We start from the raw sequence: 24,037 nt of genomic DNA, 5'->3' as shown, positions 1-24,037 counted from the left end.
CCCTTACTTGACGCCGGTGAAGCTGATGGAGCTGACGATGCGCCGTGCGAAGCAGCCGAACAGCACGAGCATCGGAAGGGCGGCGATCAGCGTGGCCGCCATCAGGCCGGACCAGTCGTAGCCCGTCTGCGGGGTCTGTGCCCGGAAGATGGCCAGCGCGACGGTGAGCACGCGCGAGCTGTCGCTGTAGGACACCATCAACGGCCAGAAGTAGTCGTTCCAGGCGGTGATGTACGTCAGCAGCCCCAGCGTGAGGATCGGCGTGGCCGCCATCGGCAGCATCACCCGGAAGAAGATCCGGCTCTTGCCGGCCCCGTCCAGCAGGGCGGCCTCCTCCACCTCCCGCGGCACGTTCATGAAGAACTGCCGCAGGAAGAACACCGCGAACGGCGTCATGAACATCGTCGGCAGCGCCACCCCCAACAGGTTGTCCACCAGGCCGAGTTGCTTGATCAGCACGAAGTTGGGGAGCAGCGTGAAGATCGCCGGCACCATCAGCCCGGCCAGGAACAGCCCGAACACCTTCTCCCGCCCGCGCCAGCGCAGCCGCGCGAAGGCGTACGCCGCCATGGCGGAGAAGAAGATCTGGCAGACGGTGATCAGGGTCGAGACGATCACCGAATTGATCAGATAGCGCCAGAACTTGAGCCCGCCGCCCGAACCGCCCTGGGCGATCGCCTCCTCGGCCGACTGCAGACCGAGCGCCCGCTCGAAGCCTCCGGTCGTCGGATCCACGGGCAGCAGATCGCCGGGGTGGGCGGCGAGCGCGGTGTTCGAGGACAGCGCGGTGCGCAGGATCCAGTAGAACGGCAACAGCGTGATGAGCACGACGGCGGCCATCACCGCCCAGGCCACGGCCCGCCCGAAGGAGGGCCTGCGCCTGACGCGCCGTATGGTCGTGGTGTCTGCCACGGCAGCCATGTCGGTGTCTCCCTTCCCTCAGCCGAGGTCGCTCTGGCCGGCCCGGGTGAGCCGGTACTGCAGGACGGTGATCGCGCTCAGCACGACCAGCAGGGCAACCGACATCGCCGAGGCGTACCCGAACTGGAAGCGGCCGAAGGCGGCGCCGTAGATGTAGTACTGCAGGACGTTCGTGGCGTTCGCCGGTCCGCCCGCGGTCGTCACGGCGACCGTGTCGAACACCTGGAACGAACCGATCACCGTCATGATCAGAACGACCGCCAGGACCGGCCGCAGCAGCGGCATCGTGATCCGCCAGAACATGCGCCACTCGCTCGCGCCGTCGACCTTCGCGGCCTCGTACATGTCGTTGGGGATCGCCATCAGGCCGGCGAACAGCAGCAGCGCGGTGTACCCGACGTGGCGCCACACATTGATCAGGGCGATCGTCGGGATCGCCCAGGTCTCGTCCGCCAGGAACGGGATGCGGTCGGCGCCGATCCCCGCGATGATCTCGTTGCCGATGCCCAGCTGGGTGTCCAGCATCCAGAGCCAGACGATGCCCGCGACGACGTTCGACATCAGATACGGCGTGAGCACGATCCCGCGCAGCACCGCCGACTGGGTCAGCCGCTGCAGCAGCACGGCGATGGCCAGCGCCGACACCGTCTGGACGCCGATGTTGATGACCACGTACTCGACGGTGACCGCGAGCGATTCCCAGAAGATCGGGTCGTGGACCATCCGCACGTAGTTGTCCAGGCCCACCCACTCCGCCGGCGTGAGCAGGTTGAAGCGGGTGAAGCTCAGGTAGATGCCGCGCAGCGTCGGCCAGAGCAGGAAGGCCAGGAAACCCAGCATCGCGGGAGCGATGAACACCGCGGCGAGCCGCCCGTCCCCCTCGTTCTCACGGGAGCGCGCCCGCCGCGTTCTCGACTTGGTCCCTGCTCCCTCGGCGCCACCCAGCGGCAGACGCGAAGGTGGGCTGCTGGAGGCGATGGTCATCAGGAGACTCCCTCGTCTGCGGCTCGTCCTCGGCGCCACTTACTTTTGTCGCGGAAGAATCCAGCCGTCAAGGGGTGCGCGAGCAACTTCTTCAAGCCAGGCGGACGGTCTAGAATGGTCTTGTTGGTTTCGCGGAGAAAAAAATAAGAGACAAAATCAGCGAAAAGATCATGTGGGAGCCTGACGACCATGACCCCAGTAGCCGCCAGCTGGCCCCCTCTCAGTCCCGGTGAACGCTCGGTGGCGATCGAGGTGCTCGTCGGCGGGCCCCTGTCGCGCACCGAGCTCGCCCGGCGGCTCGACCTGTCCGCGGGCAGCCTCACCCGGCTGACCAAGCCGCTCATCGAGTCCGGCCTTCTCGTCGAGGTGCCCGAGGCGGGCGGTCCGGCGGAGGTGCGTCAGGGGCGCCCGTCCCAGCCGCTGGACGTCGTCGCCGAATCCCTCGCCTTCCTCGGCTTCAAGATCACCGACGACATGGTCTACGGCGTCCTGACCACCCTCAGGAGCGAGATCGTCGCCCGCTACGACCGCCCCTTGGTCACCCGTGAACCGGCCGCGGTGGTGGATCTGCTGGGGGAGATGACCGACGCGCTGGCCGGCGACCGTCCGCGGCTCGCCGGTATCGGGATCGGCGTGGGCGGCTTCGTCGAGGACCGGGCCGTGGTCGGGGAGTCACCGTTCCTGGACTGGCGTGGCGTGCCGCTCGCCGAACTGGTGGAGGAGCGCACGGGGCTGCCGGTCGTCGTGGAGAACGACGTCGCCGCCCTCGTCGAGGCGGAGACCTGGTTCGGCGCCGGCCGCGGCCTCGACCGCTTCGTCGTCCTCACCATCGGCGCCGGCATCGGCTACGGGCTGGTCCTCGGCGGCAGGCGGGTGCCCTATGCCGAGGAGGACCGCGGCTTCGGCCGCCACTGGATCGTCGATCCCAACGGCCCGCTGACCCCTGAGGGGGCGCGCGGCAGCGCCGTCTCCCTGCTGACCATCCCCAGCATCCGCTATCAGGTCAGGGCCGCCACCGGCCGCGATCGCACCTACGAGGAGATCCTGGAGAGTGCCGCGGCGGGCGAGCCGATGCCCGCCCGGGTCATCGAGGAGGCGGCCCGCGCCCTGGGCACCCTGGTCGCCCAGATCGCCAACTTCGTGCTGCCGCAGAAGATCCTTCTCGCCGGGGAAGGGGTGGGCCTCATGGACGTCGCCGGCAAGACCGTGACGGAGGCCATCCGTGCCCAGCGGCATCCGCTGGCCGCGTCGATCGACCTCGAGACCAAGGTGTCCGATTTTCACGACTGGGCCCGTGGCGCCGCAGTTCTGGCGATCCAGGTGCTGGTGCTGGGGGCGGCGGACGTCTGAACTCCGCGATCTGCGGGGTCAGATGGACGTGATCAGCAACACTGTCCGGTATGTCCGTATTGCGCATTCTTGCTCACATGGCCTTCACCTCTGGCGCCGTATGCTTCACAGCATGTCCACCACTGTTGAAATCGCCTCCGATCGATCGGCTGACGAGGTCAACGAGGAGATCCGAGCGCTGTGGCGCCGGTCGGGCGGGACACTGAGCGTCGAGCAGCGCGAGGAATACCAGCGCCTCGTCCTGGAGTGGGCCGCCAAGGCCCTGCAGCCGGTGAAGGCGGCCTGAACACTCGCCTCGGCGCAGGCCCGAGCACCCTCCTCGACCCGTCCCACCGCGCATCGGAACACCCCGCGCGGGCACCCCTGATCCAACGGGTGCCCTTCTCGCACTGACCTCGGCCGTCGTTCCCGTGAGCACCGTCACCTCCGTGGCGGCCGCTCCGCTCACCCTCGGGTGACGGGACCCTCACCCCCAGGTCGCCGAGTAGTACCGCTGATACGCCTTGCGGTCCTGCTCGGCGCGGATGAAACGGGTCGCCGCCAGGGCGACCAGACTGCCCGCGACGACCAGCAGACCGGGACCGACGTTCTTCGGGTCCGCGAGCCGGGACAGCAGCGTCACGGCCTCGCCGGCCACCGGCGCCGACGAACCGGGCGACGCGTCACCGGGCGCACCCGCCTCCTGCGACGGGGCAGGCGCTGCGCCCTGACCGGAGCCGTTCTGCGCGGCCACGAGGAGCTTCATGTCGAGCGCGGCCAGCGCCTTGGTCACCGGCTGGAAGAACGTCGTGCCGCCCGCGTTGCAGTCGCCGCTGCCACCCGACGTCACACCCAGCGCGACCCCCTCGGAGAACATCGGACCGCCGCTGTCCCCGGGTTCGGCGCACACGTTCGTCTCGATCAGCCCCGTGACCGTGCCCTCGGGGTAGTTGACCGTGGCGTTGAGCGCCGTCACCTCGCCATCACGCAGCCCGCTCGTGCTGCCACTGCGGAACACCTTCTGTCCGACGGCCGGATCGGCCGCGCCGGTGATCCGCACCCCCTTGCCCTCGCCGATCGACACTACGTCGGCCCCGGCACCGGCATCCCCGTTCGCGTACTGGACCAGCGAGAAGTCGCCGCCGGGAAAGCTCTGCTGGACCGTCTGCCCGATCTGCTGCCGGCCCCGGTTGTCGGCGAACCACACCGAACCGTTCGGACCGCAGTGCCCGGCGGTGAGGATGAAGTCGCGCTGCCCGTCGGTGACGTTGAAACCGGCCGAACAGCGCCCCGCGGTCGACAGCAGCGGCAGCGCGCCGTTGAGGCGCGTCGTGAACGTGCCCTCGGTGCGCTCCATGCGCACGAAGCCGCCCATGTCCGCTGCGAGGTCCGTCATCCGGGACCAGTCGGCCGCGGAGACTGTGCTGTCGCCCCGTACGACCACCTCGTTGGAGCGATAGTCCATGACCCACGCCGTACCGGCCACCCGGGGCGCCGAACGCAGCGTCGACGTCGCCGACTTCATCTCGTCCATGCTGTGGTCCACCATCTTCGCCTCGGCGCCCGCCTTGCGCACCTCGGCGGCGGCGCCCTCGTCGGTGACCGCGACGACCGCCTTCCCGTCGGCACCGAGCCAGCTGCCCGCCGTACGGGACGTGCCCAGACGCGAGACCAGCTCGCTGCCGGTGTCGCCGGCCGAGGCGGCGTAGGTGCGCGGGACGGCCGAGGCGTCCGGAGGTTCGCTCGCCACGGCGCGTGTGACCATCGTTCCTCCGAGGAGGAGTCCGCCGACCGCCGCCAGCCGTGTCACTCGCCGGACGAGACGTCGTCGTGCGTGCCTCATGCGTGGCTCCCGAACCAGTCAGCGCGGCGTCAACGCCGCGGGGCCCTCCCGTGGTTGAGCACCCTCACTCCATACGTGGCCCGGTACGCGCGCGTTCACCGCACGCCTGATCGTTCTTGTCCGTCCTCATCGTTCCCGGCCACGGCACATCCCCCTATCTTGTGCCTCATGACCAGGATCCCGCACGAAACGACCGGTGAACCGAATCCGCTTCGCGCCCTGACCCTCGACCGCCTCCGATCTCGTACGAGCATGAAGTGGCGCGCCTACCCCGAGGACGTCCTGCCCCTGTGGGTGGCCGAGATGGACGTACCACTGGCCGAGCCCGTCGTGCGCGCGCTCACCGAAGCCCTCGCGCTCGGCGACACCGGATACCCCGCGGGCACCGGCTACGCCGAGGCGCTCGCCGGTTTCGCGGAGAAGCGGTGGGGCTGGGAGCCGGCCGTGGAGCGAACGGCGATCGTGCCCGACGTGATGCTCGGTGTGGTCGAAATGCTCAAACTGGTCACCGGACCGGGCGATCCGGTCGTGGTGAACTCACCCGTGTATCCGCCGTTCTACATGTTCGTCGAGCACATGGACCGCCAGGTGATCGAGGCCCCGCTCGGCGCCGACCTGCGCATCGACCTCGACACCCTCGACGAGACCTTCCGGCAGGTGACCACGGACGGCCGACGCGCCGCCTTCCTGCTGTGCAGCCCCCACAACCCGACCGGCACCGTGCACACCGCCGACGAACTGGCCGCCGTGGCCGCACTCGCCGACCGTCACGGCGTGCGCGTCGTCGCCGACGAGATCCACGCCCCGCTCACCGCAGGCGGCGTCGACTTCGTGCCGTATCTGCGCGTCCCCGGCGCCGAGAACGGGCTGTCGCTGATGTCGGCGTCGAAGGCGTGGAACCTGCCCGGCCTCAAGGCGGCCCTCGGCATCGCCGGACCCGCGGCCGCCGACGACCTGGCCCGGATGCCGGAAGAGGTCAGCCACGGCCCCAGCCACCTCGGCATCATCGCCCACAGCGCCGCCCTGCGTGACGGCACCGACTGGCTCGACGCCCTGCTGGCCGGCCTCGACGACAACCGGCGCCTGCTCGTGGACCTCCTGGCCGAGCACCTCCCCGCGATCACCCACCGCCCGGGCGAGGCCACCTACCTCGCCTGGCTCGACTGCCGCGCCCTCGGCCTCGGCGACGACCCGGCGGACGTCTTCCTGCGGCGTGGCCGGGTCGCGCTCAACTCCGGTATCCCCTTCGGCACCGGCGGAGCGGGTCACGTACGGCTGAACCTGGCGACATCACCAGAGCTGATCACGGAGGGCGTACGCCGCATGGTGGCGGCCCTGCGCTGAGCAGCACGATGGGGGCGCCCCGCGCGGCGTCCCCACCTGCGCCGCCCGTACCCTCGCTGCCTACACTTCCGGCCATGGACGATACGTCGCTCGAAACGCTCGGCGCGGGCCAGTACCTGCTCATCACCAGCTACCGCAAGAACGGCACCGGTGTCGCCACGCCGGTCTGGGTGGTCCGCGACGGAGACGCCCTGGGCGTCTGGACGGTGGCCGACTCGTGGAAGGTCAAGCGCATCCGCGCCCGGAGCGACGTCCTCGTCGGCCCCTGCGACCTGCGCGGCAGGCCGACCGGCGACCAGGTCCCCGCCACCGCCGAGATCTGCGACGAGGCCACCAGCGCCCGCTACCGCCGACTCATCGCCCGCAAGTACGGCATCACCGGCCGCCTCACCCTCTTCGGCAGCCGACTGCGCCGAGGTGTGAACGGCACGGTCGGCATGCGCCTGACGCTGACGCCAGCCGGCTGATCGCGGGTAGTCCCGGCAGGTCTGCGGTCGGCGGTTGGGGTCGGCGGGCGGGCCCCTTCCGACTCCTCACGCGCCCTCGCGGGCGGGCTTTCGCAAGCCCGCCCGCGAGCTGCGTCGCCGTCGCCTCAAGAGGCGTCAGGTGCGACGCCTCAGGACGCGTCCACCACCGTGCCCTTCACCACCGGCGCCCCGGGCACCGGTTCGCCCTCGTCGTCGGCCAACTGGAAGCGCACCGACTCGGCCTGCTCGGTCACCGTGTCCTTCACCGTCGGCACCGTCAGCTCCGTGCTCGTGGCGCCTGCCGGGACGGACACCCACAGACTGAGGTCGTCCACCTCGGACAGCGGGCGCTCCGGATCCGGCGAGGCACCGGACGTCGCCTGGAGCCACTCGGGATCGACGTCCTTGGTGGACAGCACCGCACCGTCGGTGACCGGCACCAGGGGGAACACGCCGCCCACCTCCACGTCAGCCGCTGCGGACAGAGTCACCCGCCACTTCAACGGCTTCCCCTCGGTCACCCGGTCCGCGACCGGCTTCACCCCGATCGCGGGCATCGCGTCATCGTTCTCCGCGGTCACCCCGCCCAGGTGCGAACCGACCACGGCGGTGCGGACCGCCTTGACGAAGACGTTGTGCGGGAGGTCGTAGCCGTAGCGGGTGTTGCCCCGGATCTTCACCGGTACGTCGATGTCCTGCGCACCGGGCCGCACCGTCACCAGCCGGTCCGTGGCCCTGCCCGTGACGGGGTCGGCGACGAACAGCCTTACCTGCCCGCTGCCGCGTCCCGACACCTGCACCGGCACCCGGTACGTCCGCTCGCCCGAGTTCCCTTCCTTGACGGTCAGCCGTCCGACGTCGACCCGGGGCAACGCAGCCTCCCGCACTTCCGGCGTGCCCGGCCGCCAACCCCAGGCGTCCATCAGCCAGGCCCGCCCGGACCTCGTACGCGGCGTCAGCTCCAGGGACTTGACGTGCCGCAGGTCGAGCGCCGCCGCGTCATCGGCGCCGATCGGCACCCGCACCTCGCGCGCCCAGTACGACGCCGTCCGGTCCGACCCCGGCAGCCCGTCGACCTTGACCCGGCCGAGGGTCCGGTGCCGGCCGGCGCTGTCGGTGACCGAGACGTCCAGCTGCGTACCGGTGGTGTTCGGCGGCACGATCACACGCAGCGCCAACGCCTTGGCACCCGTCAGGGACAGCGGCCGCTCGGGACGTACCCGTACGGCCGACCCCGCCGCGGACCAGCGCAGCGCGACCGCGCGGCGGCCGGGCTCGCGGTCGGTCTCCCACCGGGTGAAGTGCGGGGAGCCGCCGGCCGTCTCCGACGACAGGCACGCGGTGGCCGACGTGGGATGCACGGCCGAGCACAGCCGGCCGCCACCGCCGCCCACCGTGACTTTGCCGTCCGGCAGGAATCCCGGCCCGCGCCGCGCACCCACCGCATGGGTGAGGACGCGCACGGGGCCGGCCGAGGGTGCGCGGCGGCCCGAGCCGTCGAGCAGCGGGCGGACCCGGTCGTCCTTGGCGACGAACAGCCGTGCCGCCGCGGCGATGTAGGTGGCGCCCGCCTTGTGCTGCTGGTCGGCGGTCAGCCGGGTGCGGGTGCCGGGGCTGCAGACCGGGTCGAGCTGCTCCCCGTCGTTCCAGAAGTCGTCGTCGGCGGGCGCCTCGGCCCGGCCCGGCGTCCACTCGCTGTTGAAGTAGTTGTGGTTGGCGCCCATCATGTACACCGCGCTGTGCAGCGCGGTACCGCGGCTGACCCCGCGGGTGCCGTCGACGTACACCTCGCCCTGCAGATCGGAGACGTCCCCTTCACAGCCCGGCAGGATCGTCATCGACGGCACGTCCGCGACCGGGTTCTGGCCGAAGACCGTCGGGCCGATGAGCACGGTGCCGCGGATGTGCCAGCGCACCGGGCCGCGATACCCGTCCTGGTTCGCGGGCGGCGGGTAAAGGCTGTCCATCGCAGCCCGGTTGACGCCCTCGCCGCCCCGCGAGTGCCCGACGAGCAGGACACGGGACAGATCGGCCCTGGGCATCTGCCGTACGGCCGCGGGCGCCGTGGTCGGGTGCGCGGACCAGTCGGCCCAGCGGGCGAGATGCTGCCGTACCAGCGAGGAACGGGCCTGCGCGCCGCCGTCCTCGGCGCTCCAGTCCTGGCCGTTGATGCCGTTGGCGGAGATCGACACGGTCACATAGCCCTGGGAGGCCAGGAGCCGCTGGTCGCGCAGATAGCCCCGGTGGCTCGGCACCGGCTTGGCGCCGGCGGCGCAGGGCCAGTCGCCGCTGGTCTCACCCCGCGGCGCGTAGCAGGTGAAGTGGCGGCCGTGCAGGAACAGGGCGAGCGGACGGCGGCCGTCGGCACCCTCGGGCGCCACCACCACGGCCCGCATCTCGACCGGCTCGGCGTATCCGGGAAGCCGTACCGGATCGAGGTCGTACTCGCCCGTTACGGTCCGGTACGCGCCCGGTTTACCGGGATCGATCTGGTTCACCGGCAGCCGCGGCGGGACGGTCACCGCCGAGCGCGCATTGCCGGCGGCCGGGTCGGGCGCGTCCAACCGGCGGCCCGCGGCCCGTACTTCGAGGTCCTGCACGGAGTCCAGCCGGACCCCGTCGATGCCGAGGCGGAACGTACGGCCGTCCTTCGCCGGTGCCGGACGGCCGAGCAGCCGGTCACCGGCGTAGAACTCGACGCGGGCGTCACCCATCGGCACCCGCTCGTCGGACCGCCACACCAGCTTCCGTGCGGGCCCGTCACCGGTGATGCTCCAGTCGTCCGGCAGGCCCTCACCACTGGCGGCATCAGTCGAGTTCGCCGACGGCCTTGCCTCGGACGCCTGTTGAGCCCGAGCCCACCCTGGCGACGCTCCCACCACCGTGAGCACCGCCAAGGCGGTGACCCATATTCGCCGGGCACGAATCACGTGCCCCTCCTTCCGTTCGCACCGGGACGGCCCCGGGCCCTTCACCTGGGAAGGACGGAAGGTGGTACTTGTGCGTTGCCTGCGAGGGGGGAGAGAAGAGCGCTTGCTCCAGGGGCGAACTAGGTTGGGCACAGCGGGAGATGACCGCGCTAACGAGGGAATGCACGCGCGGCGGGGGAGGCCGAGGAGAACCGCCGGCCCCCGTGCCGGGCCCGGTGTGCCGGATCCGGGAGAGCGGTCAGGTCCAGGCGCGGTAGGGCTCGTCGATCAGCTGGAACACCGGCTCGCTGCGGACCGGGTCCTTCGCCGTGGACAACCGCACCCGGTCCCCGCTGTGAATGCCGATCGGCGGGCCGATGACCCGGCCACGCACGACGAACCCCTCGGCCATCTCTATGAGCGACACATTGCGCGCCGCGGGGGTGTTGCGGTGCACCACCGTGGAGTGCCGGACGGTCCCCACCCCCTCGCTGCGCTCGGTCCGCAGGTCACTGCCCTGGCAGACCGGACACAGCAGCCGGTGGTACATGGCGGTACCGCACCAGGTGCAGCGCTGGAAGACGATGGCGTCCCGGTCGGGGGCCGCGGGGTCGAGTACGCCGGTCCCGGAACCGGCCGTCTGGCGAGCAACGCTTCCTGAGTGGTGGTACACGCTGGTCAACTCCCTGCGCTCGGCCGGAATCCCACGTGCGCGGGTCACCCGAGCACGCTCGTGCCCGGTTCACCGTGCCACCGTGCACGGCCTCAGCGTATGGCACTGAGTGCCACTCGTAAAGGCACTGCGTACCCTGAATTATGTGACCGGGTCGAGCGCGCGGTTCATGTGCCCGGGCCGAGCGCCGCCTCGATCTCCTGAACGACCCGCCACAGCGGCGCACCGCGCCGGGACACCACGACCACCACGTCCTCGGCCGGTTCGGCACCGTCCGGGCGCGGGGCGGGGCCGGTACCGAAGGCCGACTGCACATATCCCAGGGCGTGGTCCACCTCGGCGCTCGCGTCGCCCTGGCCGGCGGAGCGCAGCCAGGACCGCAGCGCGTTGTTGTGGGCCGCGACCACAGCGGCGGCGATCACGTCGGCCTGGAGCGTCCCGTCGCGCCGGCCGGCGAAACGTTCGCGCAGATACTCGGCCAGCTGCCGCTCGTAGCGCCACACCACGGACAGCTCGTACGCCCGCAGCCCGGGCACGCTCTTGGTGAGGCGGTAGCGCTGCACCGAGAAGGTGGGATTCTCCGCGTACATGCGCAGGACCAGCCGGGCCGCGTCGCACACCCGGCGCACCGGCTCGTGCTCCGCGCCGCTCGCCGCGAGGAAGGCCGTCATGTCGGCGAGGCACCGCTCGTGGTCGGGGAAGACCACGTCCTCCTTGGAGGGGAAGTAGCGGAAGAACGACCGTCGCCCGACGCCCGCGAGCGTCACGATGTCGTCGACGGTCGTCTGCTCGTAGCCCCGCTCCAGGAACAGCTGGAAGGCCGCCGCGACGAGGGCGTCCCGCATGGGGGGCTTGGCGGCCGCGGCCTCCGCCTTCTCGCCCTTCTCCGCCCTCTCGGCCTTCTCGCCACGGCCGGATGCCGCGCTGCTGGAGCTCATGGACGGGAACGTAGCACCTGAGCTGGGTTGATGGCACTCAGTGCAGTGGTGCGGGGGAACTGAGTGCTGTCCGCGGGTGTCGCTCGCCCCGGATGAGGTCCGGGCAGCCGTCCCGCCAGGGCAAATGCGGTGGGTTGATCGTATTGATCGAACGTGATCGATACGATTGTGGGCGTAGAGTGAGCGCCTCGGGATCACGCTCCGCGTGGCCCGGGATCGTTCGACCGGCCTCGCCCCAGGGGGAACCATGCGACTGCACGTCGACCAGCGCCACGAGCGGGTGCTCGAACTCGTCCGGGAGCGGGGCAGCCTCCGCGTCGCCGAACTCGCCGCCGAACTCGGCGTCTCCGCCGTCACCCGGCGGCGCGACGTCGAAGCGCTCGCGGCGCAGGGCCGGGTACAGCGGCTGCACGGTGCGGTCGTGTGGCCGGGGGACACGACCGCCGAGGTGCGCGAACGGCCGGCGGGCGCCGAGGGCGCGGTGATCGGAATGATCGTCCCGACCACGAACTACATCTTCGCCGACATCGTGCGCGGCGCCCGGGAAGCGGTCGCGGCCCAGGGCGGCCGGCTCGTGCTGGGGGTGTCCGGCTACGTCGACACCGAGGACCCGGTGCAGGCCGAGCACCTGCTCTCGGGCGGCGCGGAGGGACTGCTCGTCGCGCCCAGCTGGTTCGGCGGCGTGCCCGAGAACGGTCAGGAGAAATGGCTGCTGGAGCACGACGTTCCCGCCGTTCTGGTCGAACGCCTGGCCCCGCCCGGAAACCCCGCCGCCGTACTCGACCGGGTGCGCACCGACCGGGCCCACGGCGCCGCGGTCGCCGTCGGTCACTTCGCGAGCCTCGGACACCGCAGGATCACCGCGGTCCTGCAGGAGGGCCCGCACGCCAACCAGATCACCGCCGGCTACCGGGCCGCCGTGCAGGCCCTGGGGCTCGACGTGGACAAGGGTGCAGCCCCGACCGTGCGGGAACACGGGGACTACGAGGCGAGCGTCGACTATCTCGTCGAAGCGGTGAAGAAGCGTCGCGTCACCGCCGCGCTCGTGCACAGCGACGAGGACGCGATCGTGCTGGTGCCACGGCTCCAGGCGTGCGGCATCAGGGTCCCCGACGACCTGGCGCTGATCGCGTACGAGGACGAGGTCGCCGGTCTTTCCGACGTGCCGCTCACCGCTGTCGCGCCACCCACGCGCTCCGTGGGGGAGCTGGCCGCGAAGCTGCTGCTGGAGCGCCTCGCCGAGCGCCGGAGCGGGCAGCAGCCGGGGCCGCGTCAACACCTGGACCTGCTCCCGGAGTTGAGGGTCCGCTCATCCTGCGGCGGCGGATCGATCGCCGAGTGAGCGAATTCGCGATCGTTTTGATTGTTTCGCGCGAACGCTCTTGACTCTGATCGTGTGTGCGCAAAAGATGTCCTGCGACCGCCTCTGCCCGTACGAGGTCTCGTAGGAGACGTGCCATGACGCGCACTTCACGTTCGTCCCGCACCACACGTTCGTTCCGTACGACCGCCGCTCTCGCCGCCGTCACCGCGCTCGGTCTGCTCGCCACCGCCTGCGGCGGCAGCGGCGACGGCGACGGCGGCTCGGCCGGTACCGACGCGGGCGGAAAGCCCGTCACGCTCACCTACTGGACCTGGACACTCGGGGCCAAATCGACCGTGGAGGCGTTCAACAGAACGCACAGGGACATCAAGGTCGAGTTCACCGAGATACCGAGCGGCACCGAGGGCTACAGCAAGCTCGTCAACTCGGTGAAAGCCGGCAACGCACCCGATGTGGCCACGATCGAGTACCAGATGGTCCCCGAGTTCGCCAGCCAGGGCAATCTGATCGATTTGACCGAGCACGCCGGTGAAACGGTCAAGACGAAATTCCCGCGACCCATCCAGGACCTGGTGACCTTCGGCGGCAAGACCTGGACCGTGCCGTACGACGCCGCGCCGCAGCTGTACTACTACCGCACCGACCTGTTCAAGAAGTACGGCATCGAAGTCCCCAAGACCTGGGACGAGTTCAAGACGGCCGCCGAGAAGGTCAAGCAGAAGGACAAGAACGCACGGCTCGCCTCCATGCCGAAGAGCGACCCCGCGCTGCTGGCCGCGCTGGCCTGGCAGGCGGGCGGGAAGTGGTTCGACACGAAGGGCGACGCCTGGAAGCCCGCCGTCGACGACATGGCGAGCAACAAGGTCGCCGCCTACTGGGACGGCTTGATCAAGGACGACCTCGTGCAGTCCCTCACCGCCTACAGCCCCGAGGAGACCAAGGCCCGCACGTCCGGGAAGACCCTCTCCTTCCTCGGCGCCTCCTGGTCCGCGGGCGGCATGCAGACAGCCATGCCCGACCAGAAGGGCAAGTGGGCCGCCGCGCCCATGCCCAACTGGGGCACCGCCGCCAGCGGCAACTACGGAGGCACCTCCTACGGCGTCCTCAAGGGCAGCGAACACGCCGACGCCGCCGCTGAGTTCATCACCTGGCTCACCACGAACAAGGCCGGCGTGGAGGCCAGGCTCGCCGACCTCGACTCACCCAGCAGCGCCCTGCCGGCCAACCCCGAGATGCGCGAAGTGGCGGCCGCCAAGTTCGACACCGAGTACCTGAACGGCCAGAACCTCTACGCCCTCGCGTCCCAGCAGGTCGACACCATCGTCCCCGGGTGGACCTGGGGCCCGAACCAGATGGACGTCTACACGGCCATCCAGGACGAGACCGCGAAGTCTGGTTTCACCCAGGGCATCCAGGCGGGACAGCAGAAGGCGCAGTCGGGCATCGCCGAACGGGGTCTGAAGCTCGCGGAGTGATGGCGCGGGGTGATGGCGCGGGGTGACGGCGCGGGGTGACGGCGCGGGGTTGTGCGGCGGGTGTGCGGGGCGGTGCGGCGGGGCGATTCGGTGCTGCCTCGCCGCCCGGGGGATCAACGGCCCGCCGGTAACTGCCCCCCAGCCTGCCCCCCAGCCTCGCCCCCACTCCCTGCACCCTGCACCCCCTCCACCCGCCTCTCCCGCCCCACCCACCAAGGAGCCGCAGTGGCCCCACCCCTGGCCCGCCCCACCAGCCGACCGGCCAAGAGCCGCCCCACCTCGTCCCAACCCCGGGCCCAGGTCCGGGTCCAGCTCCCGGCCCGGCCCCCGAGCACCTCGCGTCTCCTGCGCAGCCAACGGCGTACGGCCGCCCTGCTCGTCACGCCGTTCTTCGTGCTGTTCGCCGCGGTCATGGCGGCGCCCATCGGCTACGCCGTGTGGATGAGCCTGTTCCAGGAGCGTTCCTCAGGGCTCGGGTTCGGCGGCACCGAGCGGGTGTTCGCAGGCTTCGGCAACTACACCAAGGCGCTGGCCGACACCGGCTTTCGCGCATCCTTCGCGAACATCGCGCTCTACTGCGCCCTCTACATCCCGGTGCTGATCGGCGGCTCCCTCACCCTGGCCCTCCTGGTCGACTCGGCCCTCGCCCGCGCCAAGCGTTTCTTTCAACTCGCGCTGTTCCTGCCGCACGCGATCCCCGGACTGATCGCTTCGATCATCTGGATCTATCTGTACACGCCGGGGCTGAGCCCGGTGCTCGAATGGATCGGCGCGTTCGGTGGCTCCTGGGACTTCTACGCCAACGATCATGTGCTGGCGTCGCTGGTCAACCTGAGCGCCTGGCAGTGGATGGGCTACAACATGGTCATCTTCTACGCCGCCCTGCAAGCCGTGCCGCGCGAAGTGATCGAAGCGGCCGTCGTGGACGGTGCCGGCGCACTGCGCACCGCGCTGCAGATCAAGGTGCCGATGATCGCCTCAGCGATCGTCATGACCGTTCTGTTCACCTGTGTCGGAGCGATCCAGATCTTCACCGAGCCGAAGCTCCTCAACCAGCGTGGAGCGCCCTCGATCGACACCGAGTGGTCCCCGACCCTGTTCATCTGGAAGGCCGGATTCGTGCAGCACGACTACGGTCTGGCCGCCGCCGCGTCCCTCCTGCTGGCCGCCCTCGGCGTCGTCCTCTCCTACCTCGTCACCCGGATCGGCAACCGGTGGAAGGCGGCCACGTCATGAGCACCCTCACCCGCCACACCACACCCACCGCCGAGCCCTCCGCCACTCCCCGGCCCACCGCGGCCACCCGCCGCCGCACCACCCCGAACACCCTGCTGTCCAGGAGCGTCGTCAACGGCCTGCTGATCGTCGCCGCCGGCTACACCCTCCTGCCCGTCACCTGGCTGCTCATCGCCGCCACCAAGAACCACCGCGACCTCTTCGCCACCTCCGGGTTCGCCTTCGGTGACTTCAACCTCCTCACCAACCTGCACCACGTGCTCACCTTCAACGACGGCATCTACCTGCGCTGGTTCGGCAACAGCGTCCTCTACTCCGTCGTCGGCTCGGCCGCCTCCACGCTCATCTGCGTCGCCACCGGCTACGCCTTCGACAAGTACGACTTCCGAGGCAAGGAGAAGCTGTTCGGACTTGTCCTCAGCGGCGTCCTCGTCCCCACCACCGTCATCCAGCTGCCGATGTACCTGCTGGCCACCAAGGCCGGCGTCGTCAACACCCACTGGGCACTGCTGCTGCCCGCCCTGGTCAACCCGTTCGGCGTCTACCTCGCCCGCGTCTTCTCCGAGGGCTACGTCCCGAACGAGGTCCTGGAAGCAGCCCGCGTCGACGGCGCCGGGGAACTGCGCACCTTCGCCCGCGTCGCCCTGCCCATGCTGGCACCCGGCTTCATGACGATCTTCCTGTTCTCGTTCACCGCCAGCTGGAACAACTTCTTCGGCGCCCTCGTCATGCTCAACGACGAGCAGCTCTACCCGGTCAACCTGGGGCTGTTCATGTGGAACAGCGTCACCCAGCAACAGCCCGAGTTCTACTCGCTCGTCATCACGGGCTCGCTCGTCGCGGTCGTCCCGCTGATCGTCGCCTTCGTCTGCCTGCAGCGCTTCTGGCGTTCCGGCCTGACCGCGGGAGCGGTGAAGTGACGACGCACTCCGCCACGCCCGCTCCGGAAGGAACCCTCCTGAACAGCATGCGCCGACCCCACACCGTGCTGGCCATGGGAGCCGGTATCCACAGCCGACTCCGCGCCGACAACGCCCTCGACCGCCTCGCATCCGTCGCCCGCGTCGACACCACGACCACCGTCACCGACTTCACCACCGCCGACCCCCGCCAACTCGCCCGCACCGAAATCCTCTTCACCCACTGGGGCGCACCCCTGCTCACCGAGGACGCGCTGCACCGCATGCCCCGGCTGCGCGCGGTCGTCCACGCGGCAGGCTCCGTCAAACACCACATCACCGACGCCGTCTGGCGCCACGGCATCACCGTCTCCTCGGCCGCCACCGCCAACGCCGTACCCGTCGCCGAATTCACCCTCGCCGCCATCCTGTTCGCGGGCAAACGCGTCCTCGACGCCTCCCGCACCTACGCAGCCACCCGAACCCGGCCCGACCTGTTGCCGTACTACGACGGCTACGGCAACTACCACCGCACCGTCGGCATCGTCGGCGCCTCCCGCATCGGCCGCCGGGTCCTCGACCTGCTGCGCCCGTTCGACCTCGACGTCCTCCTCCACGACCCCTACCTGGTCCCGGAGGAGGCCCACGCCCTCGGCGCGGCGCAGGCCGGCCTCGACGAACTCGTCCGGCGCAGCGACGTGGTGTCCGTCCACGCGCCCCAACTGCCCGAGACACACCACATGTTCGACGCCCGACGCATCGCCCTCCTGAAGGACGGCGCCACGCTCATCAACACCGCCCGCGGCCGTCTCGTCGACACCGACGCCCTCACCGCCCACCTGGTCACCGGCCGCATCCACGCCGTCCTCGACGTCACCGAACCCGAGGTACTGCCTGCGGACTCGCCGCTGTACTCCCTGCCCAACGTGCTGCTGACCCCCCACATCGCGGGTTCCCTCGGCAACGAACTCGGCCGGATGACCGACTGGGCAGTCGAGGAGGTCGCGCGGTACGCAAGGGGTCTGCCGTTCGTGCACGAGGTCGCGCCGGACGAACTGACCCGCTCGGCGTGAGCGAGCAGCCGAAGCCGGCCGAGCCCGTCACATCGTCAACCCCGTCAAACCCGCCAACAACCAGTCAGGGAAAGGACCTTCTGTGCACGAAGCCGCGCACCGCGTCCTCGTCGTCGGCATCGACGGCGTACGCCTGGACGTACTGAACCGCCTGCCCACCCCGCACCTCGACACCCTGGCCGCGGAAGGCTTCCTCGCCCCGATCGAGGTGGACGCCGACACCCCCACCATGTCCGGCCCCTGCTGGGCGACCGTCGTCACCGGCGTCACGGTCGCCAAACACGGCGTGTGGAGCAACGACTTCACCGGCAACCGCCTCGACGTCTTCCCCGACTTCGCCACCCGCCTCGCCGTCCAGGACGGCCGCCGCACCTTCGTCGCCGCCGGCTGGCAGCCCCTGATGCAGGCACACCACGGCGGCCCCCTCTTCCGCGCCCCGTCCGCAGCGGCGTACGTCTCCCCGACGGCCGACACGCCCGAAGCCTGGGAACACTGCGACCAGCAGATCACCGAGGCCGCGGTACGCGTGCTGTCCGAGGCCGACGGCGACATAGTGGCGTCGTTCGTCTACCTCGGCGCACCCGACGAGACCGCACACTTCCTGGGCTGCGGCGAGGCGTACGAGGCCTCGGTCCGCCGAGCCGACGCCCGCCTCGGCCGGCTGCTCGCCGCCGTGCGCTCCCGGCCGACCTACGCCGACGAGCAGTGGACGCTTCTCGTCGTGACCGACCACGGCCATGTCGACGCCGGCGGCCACGGCGGCCGTACGCCCGAGGAGCGCACGGCATGGCTGGTCGCCGCCGGCCCGGGGATCGGCCTGGCGCCGCGTCCGCTACGGCATGCCGATGTCGCGGCCCAGGTGTTCGCCGCACTCGGCCGGCACCCGGACCGGCACTGGACCCTCGACGGCCGCCCGTTCGCCGCCGCCCCGCACGCCGTGCTCCTCGACATGGACGGGACGCTCGTCGACACCGAGTCGCTGTGGCTGCGCACGGTGCGCGAGGCCGTGCCCCGGATCGGCACCGACGACCTCTTCGACGTCCTGGGCCGCTCGTCCGCCGAAGCCGCCGCCCGCCTCCTGCCCCTGACCGGCGACGGCGACCCGCAGACCCTCGCGGCGGACCTCGAAGCCCGCTTCCTTACGGCCGTCCAGCGTGAAGCCGCTCCACTCCCTGGCGCCCTCGCACTCCTCGATCTGCTCCAGGAGTCGGGCATCCCGACGGCGCTCGTCTCGGCGTCGTCGCGGCCGGTGATGGACGCGGTACTGAAGACGCTGGGCGCCGACAGATTCCGTACGACGGTCGCCGAGGGCGAGACTCCGCGGAGCAAACCCGCCGCCGACCCCTACCTCGCCGCCGCCCGGGCCCTGTGGGTGGACCCCGCGGCATGTCTGGCCGTCGAGGACTCGCCCACCGGCGTCGCCGCGGCCGAGGCGGCGGGCTGCCGGGTGCTCGCCGTCCCTTCGTACGCGCCCATCGGCCCCGGTCCTCGGCGCACCGTGCGGCGGGGCCTGGAGGGAATCGGGAGGGGGAGCTGTGGGCGGCCGGGCTGTGACCTCGACCGGTCCGACGTTTGTTCGGTGACAGCCGGTCCGCATACGATCGGCTGCCGCCGCAGCCGAGGAGTCCCGCATGCCACCCGCCCGACCCCGCCTCCTGTACGTCACCGACCTGGCCTACCAGGCTCGCGGGCGGCGCTACTGCGACGAGGACATCTTCCTCACCTCACGGCTGCGCGAGGACTTCGACCTCGCCCTGTGCCACCCCCGGGACGCGGCCGCGCTCATGGACGCCTTCGACGCGGTCGTCGTCCGCAACAGCGGTCCGGTCCTGGGCCACCAGGACGCGTACGACGAGTTCCGCCGGCGTGCGGTCGCCGAGGGGACGCGGGTCTACAACCCGCTGTCGGGCAAGGCGGACATGGCGGGCAAGCAGTACCTGCTCGACCTGACGGCCGCCGGGTACCCGGTCATCCCGACCGTGGACCGCCGAGAGGACATGCACCTGCTGCCCGAGTCCGACCGGTATGTCGTCAAGCCCAAGCTCGGTGCCGACTCGATCGGGCTGAGGATCGTTTCGGACCCAGCCACAGAGGGCGAGGGCGAGGAGGCCGGCGGGACCGTCCTGATCCAGCCGTGCGTCGACTTCGCCTACGAGGTCTCCTTCTACTTCGTCGACCACGACTTCCAGTACGCCCTGTACGCGCCGCACACCGACCGGCGCTGGCAGCTGGAGCCGTACGAACCCGCCGACGGCGACCTGGAGTTCGCCCGGCGCTTCATCGAGTGGAACGGCATCGGCCACGGCATCCAGCGCGTCGACGCCTGCCGGGCGCCGGGCGGCGAACTGCTGCTGGTCGAGTTGGAGGACCTCAACCCCTATCTGTCCCTGGACGCCCTGGACGACAGCCGCAGGGACGCCTTCGTCGTCGCGATGAAGGCGTCCCTGCACCGCTTCCTCGCTGCGGAGGGCTGACCGGGGCCGCGCCCTCACCCCAGGCGGACGATGATCTTCTGCGTCGCGCCCTTCGTCGTGCTCAGGTCGCCGAAGGTGAGCCTCAGTGACGAACCGGTCGTCGCCCCGGTCACCGTGGACGGTTTGGAGACCACCGCGGACACTGCCCTGTTCCAGGTGAGCGTCACGCTCGTCTGCATCCGCATCGGATCGCTGACGCAGCACACCGCCGTGCCGTCGGACCTCTCACTGATCATCACGCAGCACGGATCGCTCGCGACGAGGGGTCCGACCGTGCCGCCGAACCAGAAGTTGACGCCGGTGAAGCCGATCGAGGGAACGGTGACGCCCTGCTGGTCGTCGGTGTTGGCGAGGACGGTCAGCCAGGTCGTGGCGGCGGCGCGGGCCTGGGTCCGGGCCGCAGTCGCACCCGGCATGAGCAGATAGGCGTAGCGGCCGTCGGTCGGATTCGTGCCGTGATCGACGTACAGGGTCAGGTACTTGCGGTTGAGTACCGTCGTGGAGCCGCCCTTGTTGATGTCGCTCCATCGACCGTCCCGCGCGTCCCGCAGCGCCTTGACGGTCGCGCCGCCGGGGAACACATAGCCGCCGTGCCCGCCGATGTGGGCCCAGGTGGCGCCGGTGAGTGTCTCGGACCAGGGGTAGCCGGCGGGCTTGGTGGTGCCGTCGACGACGAAGGGGGCGCCGCCCGTGGGGCCGAGGTTGCGGTTCTCGACCGTCGTCTCCACTGCCACGCCGTCGGTGCACTTGATGCCGGCGCCGAGGCAGACGATCGTGTCGTCCAGGAAGAACCAGGACTTCTTCGCGAGCAGCGTGGACTGCAGGCCCTTCAGGTACTGCCCGATCGCCGCCCGCTGCCCGTCGGTGGCCCCGCCGACCCAGTTCACGTCGGGCAGCGAAGCACCCCAGTCACCGCCGGCCGCGTCCGCGAGCGTTTTGCGCGACGTGGTCGTGCCGGGCAGCCGGTACGGGTCGACCGTGGGCCAGAAGGCGTCGCTGTACTGGCCGTTGCCGAAGGTGTCACCCCACCAGCACAGCATCCCGGAGCCGGTGTGCCAGCCGCGCAGGTTCTCCCCGTTGCCGGTCTCGTAGTACGTGATCCGCCGGTCGGCCATGCCGAGCGAGGCGGCCCAGCCGGGTCTGCGGTGGGTGGCCCTGGCCATGTTGGGGAACAGCCGGTGGCCGGTCGGCTCGGCGATCGAAGTGACCGAGGTGTCGTCCAGGACCGACTTGAGGCGGGCCAGAGCGGTGAGACCGATCGTCTGATTGCTCATGGGCGGGCTGTAGTAGTCGCGTTGCAGCCACCCCTTGACCATCCCGCGCCAGCGAGCGTTCTCCGCGGCACTCGCTCCCTGACCGAGCAGAACGATCGACGCGAGGATCGGATGACCCCTGAGGTGATCGTCCTGCTGGATCTGCTTCGTGTCGGACGCGGCCAGCCCCCGGCTGATCGCCCGCCCCGACACGCTGTCCATCACCAGGCCGTTGTAGAGGAACGGCGCCCACGCCCGCTCCACCGCGTCGAACACGATCTGCCGGTTCGCGTCGGTCACCTCCCAACTCGACCCGGCGAGCAGCGCGAACAGCGAACCGAGCCCACCGAGCAGCACCGAGCCGTACGAGCCGGTGTACGGCACCGTGGTGTGCTGGATGAACGCCCCGTCCGTGTAGAGCCCGTCGCCACTGGTCACGTAAGGGAAGACGGGGGAGAGGGCGTCCCGCGCCAGCGCGACCTTGGCGGAGTTCGCACCGACGATCCCGCGCAGCGCCAGCACCCGGCACAGATCGACGCGATTGGCCCCGGTGCTGGTGCCGGTGTAGTCGGCGACCGCCGAGTCCGGCACGAAGTGGTCCACCGCGGCGACGTAGTCGGCGATCCGGTCCGCCGGCAGGTGGTCGTACATCAGCACACAGACGTCGAGCAGCGCCTGCGGGGCACCGATCTGCCAGCTGTACCAGTTGCCGTAGCGGGCCTGGCTCGCGTTGTAGACGTCGGAGTGGAGGTGATCGAGGCCGGTGAAGATCGCGTCCCTGAGCCGGGTGCTGCCGGTCAGGCCCGTGCCCTGCTGGGAGTACGCCTGGGCGAGCGTGTTGAGCCGGTTGTAGCTGGTGTTCATGTTGCCGGAGTAGCCGTAGGACTCCTGATCGGCGTCGGGCTCCGGGTCGGCGTACACCAGATCCGGCCAGAGCGAGCCGGCCGCCGGGGCCAGGGAGGACCGCAACTGGCCCGCGGTACTGCCGAGCTCGGCGAGCCGGCTCTTGAAGGGTTCCGAGGTGGGACTGAACCCCTCGCCCAGAACGAGTGTGCGCCACTTCGCCCGCAGGAGGGTGAACTCGTCAGCCTCCGCGGCCGGTTCGGCGGACGGAGGCGCGGCGCTCGCCTGGACGGACAGGCCTAGCGCGACAGCGGTGCCGGTGCTTGCGGCCAGGAAGCCGCGACGTGACCAACGAGTCGTCATGACGGCGCTTTCTAGCAGGGGAACGCTCAAACGCTCAATAGTGAATACCGAATTGATCGTATCGATCGCTTTAGGGAAGGTGAAAGGAGAGTGAGCGTGAATCGGCGGCTCGACGCGAGGTGGTCGCCGCGTTCCGCTCAGCCGTGGCGCGCTCCGCTGAACCGGCAGGACGGCAACCCCGTATCACTCCTCGGGGATTGACGAAGCCCGTGAAGACGGGACGGAAGGAGAGCGGCGTGCCCACACGGCCCGACCCCGCGCAGCCCGACGAAGGCCCGGCCCTGGAACCGATCCGCGTCCTGCGCCCGCGCCGCACCGACGCACTCGCTGAGCTGTTCAAGGAGTTGGAGCAGGAAAGGAACGGCTACGAGACCGTGGTCGGACCCGGTGTCCTGCCCGGCGCCGAGGAACAGACACAGGAACTCCCGGCCGTCACCGAGGACACGAGGATCGCACCGCGCGCCGGCGCCGCCCGCCCCGGCCCGGACGCGTCCGGCCCGGGATTTCGCCGCGCGGCCGTCGCGGTCGCCGTGACGGCCGCCGCGGTCATCGGCTTCGGCGGGGCGCTCCTGCTCTCCGGCCGCGACGACGGCAAGGCGGCGGCGAAGGATCCGGCTCCGTCCGCCACGGGCTCCGCGACGGTCTCCGCGTCGGCCGCGCCCACCCGGCCCGCCCCCGGTGCGGACGGCGCTCCCGGCGCCGGCGAGCCCGGCGACCCTCCCGCCTGCAGCGCGTCCTTCCGGACCGTCAGCAGCTGGCAGGGCGGCTATCAGGGCGAGGTGACGGTGACCGGCGCGCCCGCGTCCTCGGCCGCAGGCTGGACCGCGACGGTCGTACCGGCCGACGGCGCCCGCCTCACCCAGGTCTGGGACGGCACCCTCAGTACGACCGGGGACGGCACGGCCACCGTCGCCAACGCGTCCTGGAACGGGAAGCTGGCGCCCGGCGCGAGCGTCAAGTTCGGCTTCATCGCCGACACCTCGGCGTCCGGTGCCCCGTCCGCGGAAGTCACCTGCGCGGCGACGGCGGACGCTTCCTGACGCCACGCACTGCCGAGCGCCTCGGGGCGAGGGCGGGGCGGCCGGTCAGCGCCCGTGGTCGCGCAGTGCCTGCGACACCGCGCGCACGCTGCGGGCGATGTGCTGCAGCTGCATGACCTCCGCCGCGTACAGCTTGATGGTGTGCTCGATGACCGACTCCGGCATGCCGAGGGCGGGCAGGTCGGCCCGGGCGGTCTGCAGTGCGGTGCGCGCGACCCGGATCTCGTTCTGGACCTGGATCTGCGCGTGGCGGGCGAGCAGCACGGGGTGGCGGATCAGGGCCGGGTAGCTGGCGTAGCGGGCCGGCACCAGCTCGCGCAGCCACTTGGCCGCCGAGCGTTCCCAGTCGTAGGAACCGGGGGTCTTGACCTGGCACGGCCAGTCCGGGGTGATGCGCGTGGTCGTCAGAGTCATGATCATCGCTTCCGGGTGTGCGGCGTCGTCCGGGGTGTTCGACGTGGTCGGGGCGGCCCCGGCCTAGGGGATGACCGGGGCCGCCGCCACGGGCGCTCGCGCAGGCGATGCCCGACCGAACAGCCCGCGCGCCGACGCGGGTAGGAGACGGCGGCAACGGCTGTTCGTTGAGGAGCCCGCAAGGGCAGACGGCAGTCGCACGACGGATGGGGTGACGTGCGCATGAACGGACCAG

19 protein-coding genes and 1 pseudogene are annotated in these 24,037 nt (G+C 70.7%); 12 read left to right on the top strand and 8 right to left on the bottom strand.

Annotated features, from left to right (window positions below; translation table 11 throughout):
• Positions 1-3: 3 nt before the first annotated feature.
• The gene (locus tag OHO27_RS03085; protein ID WP_328420018.1) at positions 4-921 is read right to left on the bottom strand and encodes a carbohydrate ABC transporter permease; all 918 of its coding nucleotides are present in this window, start codon (positions 919-921) and stop codon (positions 4-6) included.
• A gap of 18 nt (positions 922-939) precedes the next feature.
• Positions 940-1,905, bottom strand: coding sequence for a carbohydrate ABC transporter permease (locus OHO27_RS03080; RefSeq protein WP_328420017.1), 966 nt, complete (start codon positions 1,903-1,905; stop codon positions 940-942).
• 189 nt (positions 1,906-2,094) lie between these two features.
• Here OHO27_RS03080 and OHO27_RS03075 point away from each other — a divergent pair, with 189 nt between their 5' ends.
• Positions 2,095-3,255: an ROK family transcriptional regulator gene (locus OHO27_RS03075; RefSeq protein WP_328420016.1), complete on the top strand. Its 1,161-nt coding sequence runs from the start codon at positions 2,095-2,097 to the stop codon at positions 3,253-3,255.
• A gap of 100 nt (positions 3,256-3,355) precedes the next feature.
• Positions 3,356-3,541: a hypothetical protein gene (locus OHO27_RS03070; protein WP_328420015.1), complete on the top strand. Its 186-nt coding sequence runs from the start codon at positions 3,356-3,358 to the stop codon at positions 3,539-3,541.
• 180 nt (positions 3,542-3,721) lie between these two features.
• On the opposite strand, the gene OHO27_RS03065 is transcribed toward OHO27_RS03070, so the two are convergent.
• Positions 3,722-5,077, bottom strand: coding sequence for a S1 family peptidase (locus OHO27_RS03065; RefSeq protein ID WP_328420014.1), 1,356 nt, complete (start codon positions 5,075-5,077; stop codon positions 3,722-3,724).
• Between the two features lie 168 nt (positions 5,078-5,245).
• On the opposite strand from OHO27_RS03065, the gene OHO27_RS03060 reads away from it, so the two are divergent.
• Together OHO27_RS03060 and OHO27_RS03055 are read left to right on the top strand one after the other, a co-directional pair.
• A complete protein-coding gene (locus tag OHO27_RS03060) occupies positions 5,246-6,421 on the top strand; it encodes a MalY/PatB family protein (RefSeq protein ID WP_328420013.1) in 1,176 nt (391 codons plus the stop codon).
• Between the two features lie 74 nt (positions 6,422-6,495).
• Complete coding sequence (locus tag OHO27_RS03055; protein ID WP_328420011.1) at positions 6,496-6,888, top strand: PPOX class F420-dependent oxidoreductase; 393 nt, start codon at positions 6,496-6,498, stop codon at positions 6,886-6,888.
• Positions 6,889-7,037: 149 nt separating this feature from the next.
• Here the strand turns inward: OHO27_RS03055 and OHO27_RS03050 are convergent, their stop codons facing one another.
• The 3 genes from OHO27_RS03050 to OHO27_RS03040 all read right to left on the bottom strand — a co-directional run bounded on the left by OHO27_RS03050 (position 7,038) and on the right by OHO27_RS03040 (position 11,315).
• Positions 7,038-9,818: an alpha/beta hydrolase family protein gene (locus OHO27_RS03050; RefSeq protein WP_328420009.1), complete on the bottom strand. Its 2,781-nt coding sequence runs from the start codon at positions 9,816-9,818 to the stop codon at positions 7,038-7,040.
• Positions 9,819-10,056: 238 nt separating this feature from the next.
• Positions 10,057-10,470 (bottom strand): Zn-ribbon domain-containing OB-fold protein, encoded by a 414-nt coding sequence (locus tag OHO27_RS03045; protein ID WP_328430334.1) that lies wholly within the window; start codon positions 10,468-10,470, stop codon positions 10,057-10,059.
• Between the two features lie 167 nt (positions 10,471-10,637).
• Positions 10,638-11,315, bottom strand: coding sequence for a TetR family transcriptional regulator (locus OHO27_RS03040; RefSeq protein ID WP_328430333.1), 678 nt, complete (start codon positions 11,313-11,315; stop codon positions 10,638-10,640).
• A 340-nt stretch (positions 11,316-11,655) separates the two neighbouring features.
• Between OHO27_RS03040 and OHO27_RS03035 the strand changes: the two genes are divergently transcribed.
• The 7 genes and pseudogenes from OHO27_RS03035 (at position 11,656) to OHO27_RS03005 (ending at position 19,889) form a co-directional block, all read left to right on the top strand.
• Complete coding sequence (locus OHO27_RS03035) at positions 11,656-12,750, top strand: substrate-binding domain-containing protein (RefSeq protein ID WP_328420007.1); 1,095 nt, start codon at positions 11,656-11,658, stop codon at positions 12,748-12,750.
• A gap of 116 nt (positions 12,751-12,866) precedes the next feature.
• A complete protein-coding gene (locus OHO27_RS03030) occupies positions 12,867-14,207 on the top strand; it encodes an ABC transporter substrate-binding protein (RefSeq protein WP_328420005.1) in 1,341 nt (446 codons plus the stop codon).
• A gap of 225 nt (positions 14,208-14,432) precedes the next feature.
• A complete protein-coding gene (locus OHO27_RS03025) occupies positions 14,433-15,443 on the top strand; it encodes a carbohydrate ABC transporter permease (RefSeq protein ID WP_328420003.1) in 1,011 nt (336 codons plus the stop codon).
• Entirely contained in the window at positions 15,440-16,363 is a 924-nt protein-coding gene (locus OHO27_RS03020; protein WP_328420001.1) for a carbohydrate ABC transporter permease, read from the top strand. The genes OHO27_RS03025 and OHO27_RS03020 overlap by 4 nt, the downstream gene beginning before the upstream one ends.
• 47 nt (positions 16,364-16,410) lie before the next feature.
• Positions 16,411-17,415 carry a hydroxyacid dehydrogenase gene (locus tag OHO27_RS03015; RefSeq protein ID WP_328419999.1) on the top strand — a complete coding sequence of 335 codons (1,005 nt, stop codon included), beginning with the start codon at positions 16,411-16,413 and terminating at the stop codon, positions 17,413-17,415.
• Positions 17,416-17,497: 82 nt separating this feature from the next.
• Positions 17,498-18,814, top strand: a pseudogene (locus tag OHO27_RS03010) (alkaline phosphatase family protein); the annotation flags it as partial.
• Between the two features lie 232 nt (positions 18,815-19,046).
• Entirely contained in the window at positions 19,047-19,889 is an 843-nt protein-coding gene (locus OHO27_RS03005; RefSeq protein WP_328419997.1) for a hypothetical protein, read from the top strand.
• A 14-nt stretch (positions 19,890-19,903) separates the two neighbouring features.
• Here OHO27_RS03005 and OHO27_RS03000 read toward each other — a convergent pair whose 3' ends face one another.
• Entirely contained in the window at positions 19,904-22,348 is a 2,445-nt protein-coding gene (locus OHO27_RS03000) for a polysaccharide lyase 8 family protein (RefSeq protein WP_328419995.1), read from the bottom strand.
• A gap of 236 nt (positions 22,349-22,584) precedes the next feature.
• Here OHO27_RS03000 and OHO27_RS02995 point away from each other — a divergent pair, with 236 nt between their 5' ends.
• Positions 22,585-23,388 (top strand): cellulose binding domain-containing protein, encoded by an 804-nt coding sequence (locus tag OHO27_RS02995; protein ID WP_328419993.1) that lies wholly within the window; start codon positions 22,585-22,587, stop codon positions 23,386-23,388.
• A gap of 45 nt (positions 23,389-23,433) precedes the next feature.
• On the opposite strand, the gene OHO27_RS02990 is transcribed toward OHO27_RS02995, so the two are convergent.
• On the bottom strand, positions 23,434-23,808 hold the full coding sequence (locus OHO27_RS02990) for a hypothetical protein (protein ID WP_328419991.1): 375 nt from the start codon (positions 23,806-23,808) through the stop codon (positions 23,434-23,436).
• Positions 23,809-24,037: the final 229 nt, after the last annotated feature.

Source organism: Streptomyces sp. NBC_00443, from assembly GCF_036014175.1.
Classification (GTDB): domain Bacteria; phylum Actinomycetota; class Actinomycetes; order Streptomycetales; family Streptomycetaceae; genus Streptomyces.
The sequence above is the reverse complement of the archived record's forward strand: the minus strand, read 5'-3'. Positions and strand labels throughout refer to the sequence as shown.